Raw genomic sequence first — 17,895 nt, forward strand, 5'->3', positions numbered from 1 at the left:
GGCGCCGCGTTGCGGCGCATCGCGAGCTTCGCTCGCTCCTACAGGGGGGTAGAAGCGAGCGATATACCGCTGCTTACGACGACAAGTACGAAGACCGGGTCAACCCAAGGCGCAACGCATCCAGGTACTGGGTACGTTCGCGTGCGGTGATCTTGGCGCTGGCTACCTTGTCGCGGTAATGGGTCATCAGCTCCTCCGGCGACAGGTGCACATAGCGCAGCATGTCCTCGATGGTGTCGTGAGTCTCGATACCGGCGTGGTAAACGCTGCCATCAGCGTTCTGGTAGATGTTCACCGAGTCGGTATCACCGAACAGGTTGTGCATATCGCCCAGGATCTCCTGATACGCACCCACCAGGAACACACCCAGCAGGTAGTCCTCGCCCTCGTTCAAGGCATGCACCGGCATGCTGGTCTCGATGCTCTGCTCATCCACGTACTGGTTGATCTTGCCGTCGGAATCGCAGGTCAGGTCCTGCAGCACGGCGCGGCGCAGGGGCTCTTCGTCCAGGCGGTGCAGCGGGATGATCGGCAGCACCTGGCCAATGGCCCAGGTGTCGGGCAGGCTCTGGAACACCGAGAAGTTGCAGATGTACTTGTCGGCAAGCTTGTCGTTCAATTCGTCCAGCACCTGGCGGTGGGAGCGCTGGCGAGCCTTCAGCGAGTTGTGCAGGCGGCGGCACACGGCAAAGTAGCACTGTTCCGCCAGGGCCTTCTCGGCCAGGGTCAGCTTGCCGTCGGCATACTGCGCCGCCACATCCCCCATGTAGTGGGTGGCGCGCCAGTAGGTCTCGGTCACCATCTCGATGTCGGTAGGGCCCAGCAGGTCGACCAGCCACTGCACGGTCTCGGGCAGGGCGGCCTTGTTCTCGATGGTCGGCACCTGGTCGTTGTGTTTCTCGACGTCGGTCACCTGGATCACCAGCATGGCATGGTGCGCGGTCAGCGAGCGGCCACTCTCCGAGAAGATGTGCGGGTGCGGCAGGCCCTGCGCGTCGCAGAACTCCTTGAGCATGCCCACCACCACGCCGGCGTAGTCGTCCATGTCGTAGTTGATCGAGCTGGCATTGCGCGAGTGGGTGCCGTCGTAGTCCACGCCCAGGCCACCACCCACGTCGATATGGTCCACCGGCAGGCCCAGGGCACGCAGTTCGCCGTAATAGCGGATGGCCTCCTTGAACCCATGCTGGTAATCGGCCAGGTTGGCGATCTGCGAGCCCATGTGGAAGTGCAGCAGGCGGATACCCTGGTCCAGCCCGGCGTCACGGAAACGCTGTACCACCGAAATCAGCTGCGCGGCCGACAACCCAAACTTGGACTTCTCGCCACCGGTGTCGGCCCATTTGCTCGAGGCCAGCGACGACAGGCGCACCCGCAGGCCCACCTGCGGCTTGACCTTGAGCTCGGCGGCCTCGTCGATCACCAACGCCACTTCCGACTCTTTCTCGATGACGATGAACACGTTGTGGCCCAGCTTCTGGCCCATCAGCGCCAGGCGGATGAACTCACGGTCCTTGTAGCCGTTGCAGACAATGGTGCCGCCCTTGGGCGCCAATGCCAACACTGCCAGCAGCTCAGGCTTGGAGCCGGCTTCCAGGCCGATGGACACGTTCTGCGTGGCGATGATGTTTTCCACCACCGCTTCCTGCTGGTTGACCTTGATCGGGTACAGCGCGGTGTACTGGCTCTGGTATTCCAGGCGCGCAATGTTGGCATCGAAGGCCCCGGTCAGCTGGCGCACGCGGTCCTGCAGAATGTCAGGGAAGCGCACCAGCAACGGCAGTGACAGCCCACTCTGACGCAGCTCGTCAACCTGCTCGAACAGGTCGATCGGGGCACTGTCCGGCCCATTGGGGCGCACTTCGACGCGCCCGGCATCATTGATGGCGAAATAACCAGCGCCCCAATGGCGGATGCCATACACACTGCGGCTGTCGGCCACGGTCCATTGGCTACCATCGTCTTTGCGTGTGCGTCGTACGGACATTCAAGTCCCCTATAAGTAAGTCGTAAACACGGCCCTGCCAGCTGGCGGGCGCAGTGTAAAAGCCAAAAGTGACGGTTTGTCTGTTGCCTGGGTAGACCCTGGTCACAGCAACGAGTTTAGAAAGCACCGGGCAAAAAGACTCAGCCGCCGGACTTCTTCGCCTTGAAACCCTGCTTGATGAGTTCGGCAACCAACAGCTCCACATGGTCGCCCTGAATTTCGATAACCCCGTCCTTCAACGCACCACCGGTGCCACAGCGGCGCTTGAGGGTGGTGGCCAGCTCCTTGAGCTGATCCAGCGGCAGCGGCACCCCGGTGACGGTGGTCACGGTCTTGCCGCCGCGGCCTTTGCTTTCGCGGCGCACGCGGGCAATGCCATCCCCTTCGGGGATAGCCTGCTGCTTGCAGGTGCAGGCATCCACCGGCTGGCCACAGTCGGGGCAGTGCCGACCGGCATCGGTGGAGTAAACGAGACCGCCAAGGGCGGAAAAGGAAGAAGCTTTCTTGGCCACTTTTGTTCCTCTGCGCTGAGGACAAAAACTGGTCGAGCCTGGGACAAGGCCGACCGCAAAGCCCCACTCTGGCAGGGGCAGCGCTACTGCCGCAAGGTGTTGCGGCAGCCTGAAAAGGGCGCGCAGTGTAACGATAAATCTGGCTATTGTGTAGGCGCGCCGCGATCGCGATCGAAGTATTTGCACAGGAACGGGGTCATTGGCCAGCCCCACTTCCTGAGCAACACGCAAGCACTCAAAGGCTGGCTTTATAGCGCTGCAACGCCGCCAACGAATCCGGGCAATAAGGTTCGCTCAGGCTCTGCGCCTCAGCCTGCTCCAACCCCATGAACCGCGCCTCCATCACCTCTTCCGGCTGCAAGCGCAACGGCGCATCGGACACCGCCGAATAAACTGCACACCACAAGCGGTTGCCAGGCTGGTCAAAGTAGAACCGCTCATGAAAGCGCAGTTCAACGCCCTCGACCCCCAATTCCTCAGCCAGCTCCCTGGCCGCAGACTCGGCATAGCCCTCACCCGCTGCGACCATACCCCCTGCCGCGACGTCCCAGTAACCCGGGTACAGCGCCTTGCTCAAGGTGCGCCTGTGCACGCACAGCTCACCGGCGGTATTGAACAGCAGAATGAAGGTGCAGCGGCCGATCAGGCCGCGTTCGCGTAACTGCGCCCGGGGCAAAGCACCCTGCACCTGGTCGGCTTCATCCACCCAGGTCACCAGCTCGCGGTCTGAAGCCGCCCGGTGGGCGGCCTCGCGGGCAGTGATGCTCACCTTAGCCCTGCGACAGCAACTGGCGCAGGTCGATGACGGCAGCGTTGGCGCGGGAGATGTAGTTGGCCATGACCAGCGAGTGGTTGGCCCACATGCCAAAGCCGCTGCCGTTGAGCACCATCGGGCTCCACAGCGGTTCCTGCGAGGCTTCCAGTTCACGAATGATCTGGCGCACGCTCACCGTGGCATTCTTCTTCGCCAGCACGTCGGCGAAGTCCACCTCGATGGCGCGCAGCAGGTGCGACAGTGCCCAGGCCTGACCACGGGCCTCGTAGAACACGTTGTCAATCTGCAGCCAAGGGGTTTCCACCACTTCCTCGTCCACCTGCGGCGCCTGGCCAGCCACCACCGAGTCGGTCTTGGACGTGGTGTTGAGCTTGACCCGGCCAACACTGGCCGACAGGCGCTGGGACAGCGAACCCAGGCGGGTGGCGACATCGCCCAGCCAGTTGTTCAGGTTGTCGGCGCGGGTGTAGAAGATTGCACCTTTGTCACCCGAGGCCAGGCGTGCCTGGTAACGCGACAGCGACTTAATACCTTCCTCGAACTCCGACTCGCTGGAAGGCAGAATCCAGCTCTTGTTGTCGAAGTTGAAGCGTGGCTCGGCCTTGGCCAGGTCGGCGTCTTCGGTGGACTGCGACTGCGAACGGGCGAAGTCCTTGCGCAGGGCCCGGGACAGGTCACGCACCTGGACCAGTACGCCGTATTCCCAGCTCGGCATGTTGTCCATCCACAGCCCTGGCGGGAAGCGGTCGTTGGAAATGTAACCGCCCGGTTTGTCCAGCAACGTGCCGGCCACGGTCTTGAGGGTTTCGATGGTGGTGTAACCCACGACCATCTGCTGGGCGTTGCGTTGGGCGGCCGCTTGCGCGTTCTGCTGGACCGGGAACAGGTCCGGCTCCTGGCTCCAGTACCAGCCAAGGCCAATGCAGACCAACAGGTACAACCCGACCAGGGTCAGCAGCGCACGGCTCCACAACCCGCCAAAGTAGCTACGGGCGGCAGCGCCGCGGCTGTCGGCACGCTCACGGGGCTCGGCTTTCGCCTCGCGGTTTTTCCAGTCCAGCATGGCTTTGTCCTTAATCAGTCACGACGGTTCAGGGGCTTGGACCACAGGCCTACGCCAGGGTGCCACGGCAAGCCCGCCTTGCTGCACTATAAAGCAGACACTGCCTTACGCATAAGCGACCCATCGGTCATGAACTGAATAGTGATCCTGGTCATTTTGTTGACATGTGACACTCACCCTGCCATGAAGAGGTGCTAGCATAGAGCCATCACTGCCCCTGCATACCACAACCTACAAAGTAGCCAGGACATGAGCCAAGCAGTCGAGCCGAGCCCGCAGCGCCCCGCCCAGCAGCTCACGCGTAGCGGCCTGCGCAAGGATGACCCGCTCGACCAGGTACTGCTCGCGCCTGTGCGCCGGCCGGTCTACATCCTGCTGCAGGACCACGAGCGTGCCGAGCGCCTCGCGCAACAACTGGAATTCTTCGGCCTTGGCGTGCAGGCGTTGCCAACGGCTGATGCGTTTCGTGCCTCCTTCAGTGAATGCCCGCCGTCGGCGGTGATCATGGATGTCGATTTCAGTGGCGCCGGCCAAGGCCTGGCACTGGCTGCCGAGATCCAGGCCACGCTGGTAAAACCCGTGCCGTTGCTGTTCTTCAGCCACCACGAAACCGACACCCCTACCCGCCTGGCTGCGGTAAGGGCAGGTGGCCAAGACTTTCTCACCGGCACCCTGGAGGCCTCCAGCCTGCTGGAGAAGGTCGAACGCTTGACCGACGCCGCCCCCTACGACCCACTGCGGGTGCTGATCATCGATGACTCGCGTACCCAGGCCCTGTACACCGAACGGGTACTGGCCGGGGCGGGCATGGTTACCCGCAGCCTGAGCGACCCGATTCGTACCATGGCCGAACTGGCCGACTTTCAGCCCGACCTGATCATCCTGGATATGTACATGCCCGCCTGCACGGGCCCGGAGCTGGCCAAGGTCATCCGTCACAACGACCGTTACGTGAGCGTGCCGATCATCTACCTGTCGGCCGAAGACGACCTGGACAAGCAGCTCGAAGCGATGAGTGAAGGCGGCGACGATTTCCTGACCAAACCGTTTCGCTCACGCCACCTGATCACCACCGTGCGCAACCGCGCCGCCCGCGCCAGGCACCTGAAGGCACGCATGGTGCGCGACAGCCTGACGGGCCTGTACAACCACACGCACATCCTGCAACTGCTCGAAGACTGCAGCTTCCGGGCGCGGCGTGAGTGCCAGCCGCTCAGCTTTGCCATGCTCGACATCGACCATTTCAAGAAGATCAACGACCGCCACGGCCACCCCATGGGTGACCGAGTGATCAAGAGCCTGGCGCTGTTCCTCAAACAGCGGCTACGCAAGTCCGATTTCATTGGCCGTTACGGCGGTGAGGAATTCGCCATCGTCATGCCCAATACCGCCCTGGACGCGGCGCACAAAGTGCTGGACGAGATCCGCCGGCGCTTTGCCGACATCCTGTACCCGGCCCAACCCCGGGACCTGCAGTGCACCTTCAGTGCAGGTGTGGTGCAACTGGATGACGGGCTGGACGCACTGACCATGGCCAGTGCCGCCGATGAAGCCTTGTACCGGGCCAAACATGCGGGCCGTAACTGCGTGGTACGCGTAGAGCCTTGAAACGGGACCTACGCAAATAGCGGCACTTTGCCACTTTTTTTGACGCCAGGCCTTTGTCGTCATCACCACGTCACAAAATCGCAATAACTTCAGGCGCCTATCTCCCCCCTGCGCAGGAAGTGTGCGGCTATGCGCCTGAAGTGGCTGACCAATTTCAACACGCTGTTGCTGGTGACCGTGTGCATTGCGCTGGCGGCCACGTTGTGGTGGTCGCAGCGGGCGCTGGAACGCCCTTACCAGATGATGGAGCGCTACCTGGGCCTGTCCCAGCAGTTCCAGAACCAGGCGGCGCGCAATATCCAGGCCTACCTGGGCAGCGGTGATGCCCTGCGCCACGCTGCCGCGCTGGAAGCCACCCAACAGTTACAGGCGGGCCTGGCCGAATGGCCGGGCGAACTCGCCGACAAGCTGCGGCCTAGCCTGGATGGGCTGCAGGCCTTCACCGCCGGCGATCTACTGGCGGCAGGCAAGCTGGCAGGCGACCCGCAAGCCCTGCTGCTGCAGGCCGAGCGTGAACTGGGCGCCAACCTTGAGCAACTGGCCGGCTATGCCCGGGACAGCAACAGCCCCGACGCCAACCGTTATCAGGTGCCGTTGCTGGATGCCGCCGTGCACCTGGGCCGGCTGTCGCTTGCACGGGACAAGCTGGTCAGCAGCGGCCGACCGGAGCTTGCCGATGAAGTGGAGCGTGAACTGCAACTGATACGCGCCCAGGCCCAGGTCATCGACGGCCTGCCGCTGCTGGGGGTGACCCGCGCCGCCGAGTCTGGGGCGGACGATTTTGCCGCCATGATGGGCCTGCAAACCCAGGCCAGCGAGCAGCAGGAAGATGTGGCCGTGCCCCTCAAGCGCGAACTGCAGAGCCTGCTGAGCCGCTACCCTGCCGAGCTGCAGCGCACCCGAGCCCAGATTGAGCGGCGCGCCGCGCTGGCGACCAGCACCGGCCAGCGTCTGGATGCGGTGCAACAGGCCATTGCCGCCCTGGAACCAGAAGTCCGCAACCTGCATGGCAAGATTGCAGGGGAGGTGCGCATCATCCAGGGCCTGATGATCGGCCTGATCCTGTTGATCGCCTTGTTGATCGATACGCTGCAACGGCGCCTTGCGCGCACCCTCACCAGCTTGGCCCCGGCCCTGTCGTGCTGGGCCGAAGGCGACTTCGCCCAGGCCATCGCCCTGGGCAAGACCAACCGCGAACTGCACGATATTCAGGAATCGCTCAACCGCCTACGCCAATACCTGGTCGAGCTGGTGGGCACCATCCGCCACAATGCCGAACAGGTAGCCGGCAGCAGCCATGCCCTGGCAGGCATGAGCGCCGCCCTGCACGACGGCGCCCAGCGCCAGGCCGGCGACACCGGCCAGATCCGCGACGCCCTGGGCGAGCTGGAGGCGACCATCCAGCAGGTGGCCGGCGATGCCAGCGCCGCCGCCCATGCCAGCCGTGATGCCGGGCGCGCGGTGGAACAGGGGCAGACGGTGATAGGCCAGAGCCTGTCAGGGCTGCGCACGCTGGTCGACGAGGTGCAGGGCAACGCCCGCATGATCGAGCAGTTGGCCGAGGAGTCTGCCACCATTGGCGGCGTGCTTACGGTCATCCGCTCGATCGCCGAGCAGACCAACCTGCTGGCGCTGAACGCCGCCATCGAGGCGGCCCGCGCTGGCGAAATGGGCCGCGGCTTTGCGGTAGTGGCCGATGAGGTGCGCTCCCTGGCCCAGCGCACCACGGGCGCCACCGGCGAAATCCAGACGCTGATCGACCGGCTGCAGCAGGCGGCCAGAAGCGCCGTGACCGGCATGCGCACCCAGCTTGAGCACGCCGAGGCGACCGCCAGCCAGGCGCAGACGGCGGACGGCGCGCTGGATGAAATCGTCTGCGCCATCCGCACCATCTCCGATACCGCCGTGCGCATCGCCGACGTCACCGCCCAGCAGAGCGGCGCCGTGAGCGAAATTCGTGACCACAGCGAACGCATCCATGAACTGGGCGGCGACAACCTGCAGCGCATAGGCGAAGGCCGCGAGCAAGGCGAACAGTTGCTCAGCCTGGGTGGCGAGCTGAACCGGGCGGTACGCGCGTTCAGGGTGTGAGCCAGTGCCCATGGGGGACATCGCACGGGCGCTCCGCTATCATGCGCGGCACGTTCCACCTCGCGAGTCCGCCATGCGCCGCCTGTTTTTCCTGTTGTTCCTGCTGCTGGCCAGCCCGGTGTTCGCCACCGGCCTGCTGGACAACCGCCCCAGCGCCACCCTTGGCGCCGCCTCGCTGGCCAACAATGCCGACTTCCTGCCGGTGCACGAGGCCTTCAAGCTCAGCCTGGTACAGGCCGATGCGCACAGCATCAAGCTGCGCTTTGTGGCCACCGATGGCTACTACCTGTACCGCCACCGGTTCCAGTTCCATACCGAGCCGGCAGATATCGCCCTGGGCACGCCGAATATCCCGAAAGGCGAGCCCAAGCATGATGAGTTTTTCGGCGACGTCGAGGTGTATCACGGGGTGCTCGACATCGAACTGCCGCGTACAGACTCCCGTGCATTCACGTTGCAGGTGGGTTACCAGGGCTGCGCCGACAAGGGCCTGTGCTACCCGCCGGAAACCGAACGCATCAGCATCGACGGCCAAGGCGCCAGCACCGCACTGGCTAGCCCTTCTGCCCCTGGCAGCGAGCAGGGCTGGACGTGGAAGTCACTGCTGCTGTTCTTTCTCGCCGGCCTGGGCCTGACCTTTACCCCTTGTGTGCTGCCGATGCTCCCGATTCTGTCCGGGGTGGTGCTGCGCGGCCAGGTAGGCGGGTTGCGCGGCCTGGCGTTGTCGCTGGCGTATGTATTGCCGATGGCCGCAAGCTTTGCCGCCCTGGGCGCGCTGATGGGCCTGTTTGGCGCAGGCCTCAACCTGCAGGCCCGCTTGCAGTCGGCCTGGGTGCTGGTGCCCTTCGCGCTGTTCTTCGTGGTGTTCGCCCTGGCCATGTTCGGCTTGTTCGAACTGAAACTGCCACAGGCGCTGAGCAGCCGCCTGGACAGTGTGGCCAGCCGCACCAAAGGCGGCTCGCTGCTGGGCGCGGCAGCGCTGGGGGTGCTGTCGAGCCTGCTGGTTTCACCCTGCGTTTCGGCCCCCTTGGCCGGTGCCCTGCTTTACATCAGCGCCAGTGGCGACGCCCTGGGCGGCGCCCTCAAGTTGTTTGCCTTGGGCCTGGGCATGGGCACCCCGCTGCTGCTGATCGCCACCGGTGGTGCCGCCTGGCTGCCAAAAGGCGGAGCCTGGATGAACACGGTGAAAAATGCCATTGGCGTGCTGTTGCTGGGGCTGGCTGTCGGCCTGCTCAGCCGCGTGCTGCCCGGCCCGCTGACGTTGTTGCTGGTGGGCCTGCTGAGCGCCGGTGTGGCGCTGTTTCTCGGCGCCCTTGAGTTCGTGGTCAAGTCGCCACGCCAGCGCCTGGCACAGTTGCTGGGCCTGGCGTTGCTGGTGTACGCCCTGGCGTGCTGGTACGGCGCGCTCAGTGGCCAGGGCGATCCGCTGCGGCCATTGCCACCCGCCGTTCAGGCGGGTGTCGGCACCCCTTCGGTACCGGCCGACGCCTGGCAAACCCTAACCGCCCCCGCCGCCCTGGACGCAGCGCTGGCACAGGCCAAGGCGGCTGGCCAACCGGTGCTACTGGACTGGTATGCCGACTGGTGCATCAGTTGCAAGGTGATCGAGCACGAGGTGCTGAATGCCGCACAGGTGCGCCCTCAGCTGGCTGGGTTCAAGCTGCTGCGCTTCGATATCACCCAAAGTGATGCCGCCCAACGCGGCCTGCTGGACCGGTACGGGCTGTTCGGCCCACCTGCAATCCTGTTTTTTGGCGGTAATGGCAGCGAAATAACCGCTGATCGGGTCATTGGTGAAGTAAACGCCGATGAATTTGCCGCTATTCTTCAGCGCGTACGCGCTACAGCAGGCCTTTGAGGCGCCCGTATGCCGGGCGCAAACCTGCGCTGAGTGACCGGATCCAAACATCTGGTCACATACTTCGCGCGAACCTCGGGCATCGTGCTGGCTATTTCGGGGAACTGGACACTTGGTACCCCTTTACGGCACACTCGCCGCGCTGTGTCGAATTGCCCTACAAATCCAAGGAATCCGCAGATGGCAACGCTACTGGTGCTTCACGGCCCCAACCTGAACCTGCTCGGTACCCGCGAGCCTGGCCACTACGGCGCCGTGACCCTGGCCCAGATCAACCAGGACCTGGAGCAACGCGCCCGTGCAGCGGGCCACCATTTGCAGTATTTGCAGAGCAATGCCGAATACGAACTGATCGAGCGCATTCACGCGGCGCGCAATGAGGGTGTGGACTTCATCCTGATCAATCCGGCGGCGTTCACCCATACAAGTGTCGCATTACGTGACGCGTTGCTTGCGGTGAGCATCCCATTCATCGAAGTGCACCTGTCCAACGTGCACAAACGCGAACCGTTCCGCCATCACTCCTACTTTTCCGACGTTGCAGTGGGTGTGATCTGCGGCCTGGGCGCCAGCGGTTATCGGCTGGCCCTGGAGTCTGCGCTGGAACAACTGGCTGCCAACGCACAGCCCAAATAATGAAAACCCTGGCCTCGGTGGCCAGGGTCGAGAGAAACGTGTCGACACGTTTTTACCTTTCGCCCCCTGACCGAACCTTTGGGAGTTGATGATTAATGGATATCCGTAAAGTCAAGAAACTGATCGAGCTGCTGGAAGAGTCTGGCATCGACGAGCTGGAGATCAAGGAAGGCGAAGAGTCTGTCCGTATCAGCCGTCACAGCAAGACCCCGGCTGCCCAGCAGTTCTACGCACCTGCGCCAATGGCTGCTGCCCCAGTAGCCGCCCCGGCAGCCGCCGCGGCCCCGGTTGCTGAAGCCGCTGCTGCTGCCCCTGCCCTGAAAGGCACCGTGGTCCGCTCGCCAATGGTCGGCACCTTCTACCGCAAGCCTTCGCCGACCTCGCCGAACTTCGCTGAAGTTGGCCAGACCGTGAAAAAAGGCGACACCCTGTGCATCGTCGAAGCCATGAAGATGATGAACCACATCGAAGCCGAAATCGGCGGTGTGATCGACGCCATCCTGGTAGAAGACGGCCAGCCGGTTGAGTTCGACCAGCCGCTGTTCACCGTCGTTTGAATCGCGGAGAGCCAACGATGTCTGGGAAGCTCGAAAAAGTCCTGATCGCCAACCGTGGGGAAATTGCCCTGCGGATCCTGCGTGCCTGCAAAGAGCTGGGCATCAAGACCGTCGCGGTGCACTCCACCGCCGACCGTGAACTGATGCACCTGGGCCTGGCAGACGAGTCGGTCTGCATCGGCCCTGCATCGTCCAAGGATTCCTACCTGCATATTCCGGCAATCATCGCGGCCGCCGAAGTCACCGGCGCCACGGCGATCCACCCGGGCTACGGCTTCCTGGCGGAAAACGCCGACTTCGCCGAACAGGTGGAAAAATCCGGGTTCGCCTTCATCGGCCCCAAAGCTGACACCATTCGCCTGATGGGCGACAAGGTTTCGGCCAAGGACGCCATGATCAAGACCGGCGTACCTACAGTGCCGGGCTCCGATGGCCCGCTGCCAGAAGACGAAGAAATGGCCCTGGCCATTGCCCGTGACGTCGGCTACCCGGTGATCATCAAGGCCGCTGGTGGCGGTGGTGGTCGCGGCATGCGCGTGGTGCACAAGGAAGAGGACCTGATTGCCTCGGCCAAGCTCACCCGTACCGAAGCCGGTGCTGCCTTCGGCAACCCGATGGTGTACCTGGAGAAGTTCCTGACCAACCCGCGCCACGTTGAAGTGCAGGTGCTGTCGGACGGCCAGGGCAACGCCATCCACCTGGGCGACCGTGACTGCTCGCTGCAGCGCCGTCACCAGAAGGTACTGGAAGAAGCGCCGGCCCCGGGCATCGACGAGAAAGCCCGCCAGGAAGTGTTCAAGCGCTGCGTGGACGCGTGCATCGAGATCGGCTACCGCGGTGCGGGTACTTTCGAGTTCCTGTATGAAGACGGTCGCTTCTACTTCATCGAGATGAACACCCGCGTACAGGTTGAGCACCCGGTTTCGGAAATGGTCACCGGTGTCGACATCGTCAAGGAGATGCTGAGCATCGCCGCTGGCAACAAGCTGTCGTTCCGCCAGGAAGATATCGTGGTCCACGGCCATTCGCTGGAATGCCGGATCAACGCCGAAGACCCGAAGAAGTTCATCCCGAGCCCAGGCACGGTGAAACACTTCCACGCACCCGGCGGCAACGGCGTACGTGTCGATTCGCACCTGTACAGCGGCTACTCGGTACCGCCGAACTACGATTCGCTGATCGGCAAGCTGATCACCTGGGGCAAGGACCGCGACGAGGCCATGGCCCGTATGCGCAATGCCCTGGACGAAATCGTCGTCGATGGCATCAAGACCAACATCCCGCTGCACCGCGACCTGGTGCGTGATGAAGGCTTCTGCAACGGCGGCGTCAACATTCACTACCTCGAGCACAAACTGGCCAACCAGGATTGATCGCGTAGTGTGATGTTCAACAACCCCGGCCCTGGTGCCGGGGTTTTTTATGGCCTGTCCGGGCGTGTGCTTACCCCTTCATCCGCGGCATTTCGATGTGGTGTTCATGTACGCGCCGATACAGCGTCGCGCGCGATATGCCCAATGCCCGCGCCGCTTCAGCCGGCTTCCAGCGGTGACGAATCAAGGCATCGAGCAGCAACTGCCGGGCGGGGCACGATACCCCTGGGGCATCTGCAACAGGGGGGTCGTGTTGCAGCGCCTGGGGCAGGTCTTTCATCCGGATGTGCCCGCCTTCACTCACTGCACAGGCGTAGCGCAGCACCTGGCGCAACTGCCGCAGGTTCCCAGGCCAGCGGTACCCCAATAGCGCTTGCAGCGCATCATTGGCCAACACGGCGTCGGTACTGCAGCCGGCCGCTTCTTCACTCAGCATCTGGTGGATCAACCCCAGCAGGTCATCACGCTCACGCAGCGGCGGCAGCGCGAAGCTGGCGTTGGCCAGGCGGAAATAGAGGTCCTCCCGGAACTGGCCCTGCTCCACCCTCGCTGCCAGATCCCGGTGCGTCGCGCAGATCACCTGGATGTCCACGTGCTCACGCCGCGCCGCACCCAAGGGCGCCACTTCGCCGTCTGCCAGCACACGTAACAGGCGGGTTTGCAGGGTGAGGGGCATGTCGCCGATTTCATCGAGGAACAACGTGCCGCCGTCGGCCTGCTGCAACAGCCCCTGCATCCCTTTGCTGGAAGCCCCGGTAAACGCCCCCGCCGTATACCCGAACAGTTCGCTCTCGATCAGGCTTTCCGGAATGGCCGCACAGTTAAGGGCCACGAACGGCCCTTCGTGGCGCCGGCTCAGGCGATGCAACTGGCGGGCGAACACTTCCTTGCCAGCCCCCGTCTCGCCCAGCACCAGTATTGCCAGGCCACAGTCCTTGACCCGCGTGGCCAACTGCAGGTGCTGCTCGATACGCGCGTCCTGGCCTTGCTGCACGGCACGCGCAGGCGTGCGGCGCTGGGGCGGGCTGACCCGGCCGTACAGCCCGGCAAGGCCTGGCAGGCGCTGGGCGCTGGAAGCACTGACACGCCGCAGCTGCCCAGGGTCGAACAGCTCGCCGATGTGCGCCGGCAAGCGCCCAAGCCTTTGCGCCAGGTGCTCTCGTGCCAGGCTGTTGAGCGCCTGCAGGCGCCCATCGGCGTCCCAGGCCAGCAGGTAGTCGGGCTGGCTTTCCACGTAGCCCGGGGTGCCATGGGCACGCATCACCCAGTGCCCCTGCGCGCTGTGCATGAATACCGCGTTCTCGATCTCGCGCGCGGTCTGCTCCACCAGTTGGCGAATCAGGTGCTGGCTGCGACGGTCATCCGGCGACTGCAGGGCGGATACATCCAGTACGCCCAGCAACTCGCCTTGCGGGTCAAACACCGGCGCCGCCGTGCACGTCAGGCCGATGAAGGCCGCACGAAAGTGGTCGCGCTTGTGCACCGTGACCGGGGCCCTGCTGGTCAGCACCGCGGCCACCCCGCAGGTGCCCTCCACGCCCTCCGACCAGCAGGTGCCCAGGTCGAGCCCGGCCTTGCGGCAGTCCTTGCGGATGGCTGACTCGACACGGTAGTCGATGGTACGGCCCTGGGCATCGGTCAGCAGCACACAGTAGTCGGCGCCACGCACCCGTTCATGCAGGCGTGCCACCGCATCGCTGGCAATGCGCAAAAACAGCTCGGCACGCTCGCGGCATTCGTTCAGCAGGCTGGGTGAAAGCACCCGCGGCCCTTGTTGGGAGGCAGGGTCAAGGCGGTATAGCTCCATGGAGCGGCGCCATGAGTCCAGGATCAGCGGTGGCACCGGCGCCTGGGGCAGGCGGTCGGCATTTTTCAGCACCCGGCTGACGCAGTCGACATGGGCTCGGGAGTTCGCGGCAAGCATTCAGGCCCTCCGGTTCTCGTTACAGCTTTTTATGGTTGTTGGGCCATTAAGCGCCCGCTGGCATGCCCCGACAAGCACGGGGTGATTATCGGCAGGCGTGAGACGCAGCGTCTCAACGTCTCACCGGCCGCAGCCGCGCGCCGGCACCGGGCGTCTCAGCCTGCCTGGCCAGCCTGATCGCGAAATGCATGCACGGCCCCTCTGCAACGGGCCTTTCCGGCAGCCCGCACAAAGCTGGCACCGGCCTTGCTCCAGCCCAGGCAAGCACGTGCGATGGGCCTGCACGCTGTGAACCGTTGAGACACCCCGGAGAACAACAACATGTCCAATCAACTGAGCACCGAACAACTGCTGCATGCCTACGAGGTGATGCGCACCATCCGCGCGTTCGAAGAACGCCTGCATGTCGAATTCGCCACCGGCGAGATACCCGGCTTTGTCCACCTTTATGCCGGCGAGGAAGCCTCGGCAGCCGGCGTCATGGCGCACTTGCGCGACAGCGACTGCATCGCCTCCAACCACCGTGGCCATGGCCACTGCATCGCCAAGGGCGTGGATGTGTACGGCATGATGGCCGAGATCTACGGCAAGAAGACCGGTGTGTGCGGCGGCAAGGGCGGTTCGATGCACATTGCCGACCTGGGCAAAGGCATGCTCGGGGCCAACGGCATCGTCGGCGCAGGCGCACCGCTTGTGGTCGGCGCCGCGCTGGCGGCCAAGATCAAGGGGCGTGACGATGTGGCGGTGGTGTTTTTTGGCGACGGTGGCTCCAACGAGGGTGCAGTGTTCGAGGCCATGAACATGGCCGCGATCATGAAGCTGCCCTGCATCTTCGTGGCCGAGAACAACGGCTATGCCGAAGCCACCGCCTCGAACTGGTCGGTGGCCTGCAAGCACATTGCCGACCGCGCCGCAGGCTTCGGCATGCCAGGGGTGACCATCGATGGCTTCGACTTCTTTGCCGTACACGAAGCTGCCGGCGCCGCCGTCGAACGGGCCCGCAGTGGCCAGGGCCCCTCGCTGGTCGAGATGAAGCTCACCCGCTACTACGGCCACTTCGAAGGCGACGCACAAACCTACCGTGCGCCCGACGAGGTAAAGAACCTGCGCGAGACCCGCGACTGCCTGATGCAATTTCGCGATAAGACCACGCGGGCCGGTTGGCTGAGCACCGCACAACTTGACGCTATCGATGCGCGCATCGAAGACCTGATCGAGGACGCCGTGCAGCGCGCCAAGGCCGACCCCAAACCGCAACCTGCCGACCTGCTGACCGACGTCTACGTCGCCTACCCCTGAGCTGCCCATAACAAGAACGACAGGAGAATCACCATGGCAAGAAAGATCAGCTACCAGCAAGCCATCAACGAAGCCCTGGCCCAGGAAATGCGCCGCGACGAGAGTGTTTTCATCATTGGCGAAGACGTCGCCGGCGGCGCCGGCGCGCCGGGCGAGGATGACGCCTGGGGCGGCGTACTGGGGGTTACCAAAGGCCTGTACCACCAGTTCCCCGGGCGGGTGCTGGACGCGCCCTTGTCCGAGCTTGGCTATGTGGGGGCGGCGGTGGGCGCCGCGACCCAGGGCCTGCGCCCGGTCTGCGAGCTGATGTTCGTCGACTTCGCCGGCTGCTGCCTGGACCAGATACTCAACCAGGCCGCGAAGTTTCGCTACATGTTCGGTGGCAAGGCGGTCACCCCCCTGGTGATGCGCACCATGTACGGTGCCGGGCTGCGTGCCGCTGCCCAGCACTCGCAAATGCTCACCTCGCTGTGGACGCACATTCCCGGGCTGAAGGTGGTGTGCCCGTCTTCGCCCTACGACGCCAAGGGCCTGTTGATCCAGGCCATTCGCGACAACGACCCGGTGATCTTCTGCGAGCACAAGCTGCTGTACAGCCTGCAGGGCGAGGTGCCGGAAGAGGTGTACAGCGTACCGTTCGGCGAGGCCAACTACCTGCGCGACGGTGACGATGTGACCCTGGTGACCTACGGCCGCATGGTCCATGTGGCACTGGAAGCTGCCAACAACCTGGCCCGCCAGGGGATCGACTGCGAGGTACTGGACCTGCGCACCACCAGCCCGCTGGACGAGGACAGCATTCTGGAAAGCGTGGAAAAAACCGGGCGCCTGGTCGTCATCGACGAAGCCAACCCGCGTTGTTCCGTGGCCACCGACATCAGCGCGCTCGTAGCACAAAAGGCGTTTGCCGCACTCAAGGGGCCGATCGAGATGGTGACCGCACCGCATACCCCCGTGCCGTTCTCCGATGCGCTGGAAGACCTGTACATCCCTGACGCAGCCAAGGTCGAGGCCGCCGTACGCAAGGTGATCGACGCGAAAAGGAGCGCCGCATGAGCCAGATCCATACCCTGACCATGCCCAAGTGGGGCCTGTCGATGACCGAAGGCCGGGTGGACACCTGGCTCAAGCAGGAAGGTGACCCGATCAGCAAGGGCGATGAAGTGCTGGACGTGGAGACCGACAAGATCAGCAGCAGCGTCGAGGCGCCTTTCAGCGGGGTGCTGCGCCGCGTGGTGGCCAAACCCGATGAAACCCTGCCGGTGGGGGCGCTGCTGGCGGTGGTGGTCGAAGGCGAGGCTGACGAGGCCGCAATCGATGCCGTGGTGCAGCGGTTCCAGGCCGAGTTCGTCGCAGAGGGCAACGCCGACCAGGCCCAGGGGCCCGCCCCGCAAAAGGCCGAGGTGGCCGGGCAACTGCTGCGCTGGTTCGAGCTGGGCGAAGGGGGTACGCCGCTGGTGCTGGTGCACGGCTTTGGCGGCGACCTCAACAACTGGTTGTTCAACCACCCCGCCCTGGCCGCCGAGCGCCGGGTGATCGCACTCGACCTGCCGGGCCACGGCGAGTCGGCCAAAGCCCTGCAACGCGGCGACCTGGATGAGCTGGCCGAAACCGTGTTGGCCTTGCTTGACCACCTGGGCATCGCCAAGGCTCACCTGGCTGGCCACTCGATGGGCGGCGCAGTGTGCCTGAACATTGCGCGCATGGCCCCGCAGCGGGTGGCAAGCCTGAGCCTGATCGCCAGCGTGGGCCTGGGCGAGCGTATCAATGGGCAGTACCTGCAAGGCTTTGTGGCTGCCGCCAACCGCAATGCCCTGAAACCGCAAATGGCTCAGCTGTTCGCCGACCCGGCGCTGGTGACCCGGCAGATGCTGGAGGACATGCTCAAGTTCAAGCGGCTGGAGGGCGTGGACGGTGCCTTGCGCCAGCTGGCTTCGGGCCTTGCCGAGGGCGATACCCAGCGCCACGACCTGCGCCATGTACTTGCCCAGCAGCCGGCGCTGGTGATCTGGGGCGGCAAGGACGCGATCATCCCGGCCAGCCATGCCGAAGGCCTCGATGTTGAAGTGCTGCTGGTGCCTGAGGCTGGCCACATGGTGCAGATGGAAGCTGCCGAAGCGGTGAATCGCAGCATGCTGGCGTTTTTGCGCAGCGCCTGATGGACTGGGGCTGCTACGCAGCCCATCGCGAGCTGCGCTCGCTCCTACATTTT

At 64.2% G+C, this 17,895-nt stretch carries 14 protein-coding genes; 9 read left to right on the top strand and 5 right to left on the bottom strand.

From position 1 onward, the window contains the following. Positions 1-73 precede the first annotated feature (73 nt). The 4 genes from speA to IAE38_RS07570 all read right to left on the bottom strand — a co-directional run bounded on the left by speA (position 74) and on the right by IAE38_RS07570 (position 4,337). Complete coding sequence (gene speA, locus IAE38_RS07555; RefSeq protein ID WP_060482296.1) at positions 74-1,987, bottom strand: arginine decarboxylase; 1,914 nt, start codon at positions 1,985-1,987, stop codon at positions 74-76. A 140-nt stretch (positions 1,988-2,127) separates the two neighbouring features. Then, complete coding sequence (locus tag IAE38_RS07560; protein WP_028633006.1) at positions 2,128-2,499, bottom strand: translation initiation factor Sui1; 372 nt, start codon at positions 2,497-2,499, stop codon at positions 2,128-2,130. 235 nt (positions 2,500-2,734) lie between these two features. Beyond that, positions 2,735-3,268, bottom strand: a complete 534-nt coding sequence (locus IAE38_RS07565; RefSeq protein ID WP_201162843.1) for an NUDIX hydrolase — start codon at positions 3,266-3,268, stop codon at positions 2,735-2,737. Position 3,269: 1 nt separating this feature from the next. Then, complete coding sequence (locus tag IAE38_RS07570; RefSeq protein WP_028633007.1) at positions 3,270-4,337, bottom strand: DUF2333 family protein; 1,068 nt, start codon at positions 4,335-4,337, stop codon at positions 3,270-3,272. Between the two features lie 249 nt (positions 4,338-4,586). Here IAE38_RS07570 and IAE38_RS07575 point away from each other — a divergent pair, with 249 nt between their 5' ends. The 6 genes from IAE38_RS07575 to accC all read left to right on the top strand — a co-directional run bounded on the left by IAE38_RS07575 (position 4,587) and on the right by accC (position 12,460). After that, positions 4,587-5,945: a diguanylate cyclase gene (locus IAE38_RS07575; protein WP_201216846.1), complete on the top strand. Its 1,359-nt coding sequence runs from the start codon at positions 4,587-4,589 to the stop codon at positions 5,943-5,945. Positions 5,946-6,074: 129 nt separating this feature from the next. Then, entirely contained in the window at positions 6,075-8,036 is a 1,962-nt protein-coding gene (locus tag IAE38_RS07580) for a methyl-accepting chemotaxis protein (protein ID WP_201216848.1), read from the top strand. A 73-nt stretch (positions 8,037-8,109) separates the two neighbouring features. Next, complete coding sequence (locus IAE38_RS07585) at positions 8,110-9,894, top strand: protein-disulfide reductase DsbD (RefSeq protein ID WP_201216850.1); 1,785 nt, start codon at positions 8,110-8,112, stop codon at positions 9,892-9,894. Positions 9,895-10,074: 180 nt separating this feature from the next. Beyond that, positions 10,075-10,530, top strand: a complete 456-nt coding sequence (gene aroQ, locus IAE38_RS07590) for a type II 3-dehydroquinate dehydratase (protein ID WP_028633011.1) — start codon at positions 10,075-10,077, stop codon at positions 10,528-10,530. A gap of 95 nt (positions 10,531-10,625) precedes the next feature. Next, positions 10,626-11,087 carry an acetyl-CoA carboxylase biotin carboxyl carrier protein gene (accB, locus tag IAE38_RS07595; protein WP_060482302.1) on the top strand — a complete coding sequence of 154 codons (462 nt, stop codon included), beginning with the start codon at positions 10,626-10,628 and terminating at the stop codon, positions 11,085-11,087. Positions 11,088-11,104: 17 nt separating this feature from the next. Then, positions 11,105-12,460, top strand: a complete 1,356-nt coding sequence (gene accC / locus IAE38_RS07600; RefSeq protein ID WP_201216852.1) for an acetyl-CoA carboxylase biotin carboxylase subunit — start codon at positions 11,105-11,107, stop codon at positions 12,458-12,460. Between the two features lie 70 nt (positions 12,461-12,530). On the opposite strand, the gene IAE38_RS07605 is transcribed toward accC, so the two are convergent. Further along, positions 12,531-14,384 carry a sigma-54-dependent Fis family transcriptional regulator gene (locus IAE38_RS07605; protein ID WP_201216854.1) on the bottom strand — a complete coding sequence of 618 codons (1,854 nt, stop codon included), beginning with the start codon at positions 14,382-14,384 and terminating at the stop codon, positions 12,531-12,533. Positions 14,385-14,705: 321 nt separating this feature from the next. Here IAE38_RS07605 and IAE38_RS07610 point away from each other — a divergent pair, with 321 nt between their 5' ends. From IAE38_RS07610 to IAE38_RS07620, 3 genes are read left to right on the top strand one after another with little or no spacing between them, the layout of a single operon-like run. Next, positions 14,706-15,683, top strand: coding sequence for a thiamine pyrophosphate-dependent dehydrogenase E1 component subunit alpha (locus tag IAE38_RS07610; protein WP_201216857.1), 978 nt, complete (start codon positions 14,706-14,708; stop codon positions 15,681-15,683). 33 nt (positions 15,684-15,716) lie between these two features. Next, on the top strand, positions 15,717-16,739 hold the full coding sequence (locus IAE38_RS07615) for an alpha-ketoacid dehydrogenase subunit beta (protein ID WP_028633016.1): 1,023 nt from the start codon (positions 15,717-15,719) through the stop codon (positions 16,737-16,739). Continuing rightward, entirely contained in the window at positions 16,736-17,842 is a 1,107-nt protein-coding gene (locus IAE38_RS07620; RefSeq protein WP_201216859.1) for an acetoin dehydrogenase dihydrolipoyllysine-residue acetyltransferase subunit, read from the top strand. Before IAE38_RS07615 ends, IAE38_RS07620 begins: the two co-directional genes overlap by 4 nt. The last annotated feature ends 53 nt before the right edge of the window (positions 17,843-17,895 follow it).

Source organism: Pseudomonas sp. S32 (assembly GCF_016648095.1).
GTDB classification, from domain to species: domain Bacteria; phylum Pseudomonadota; class Gammaproteobacteria; order Pseudomonadales; family Pseudomonadaceae; genus Aquipseudomonas; species Aquipseudomonas parafulva.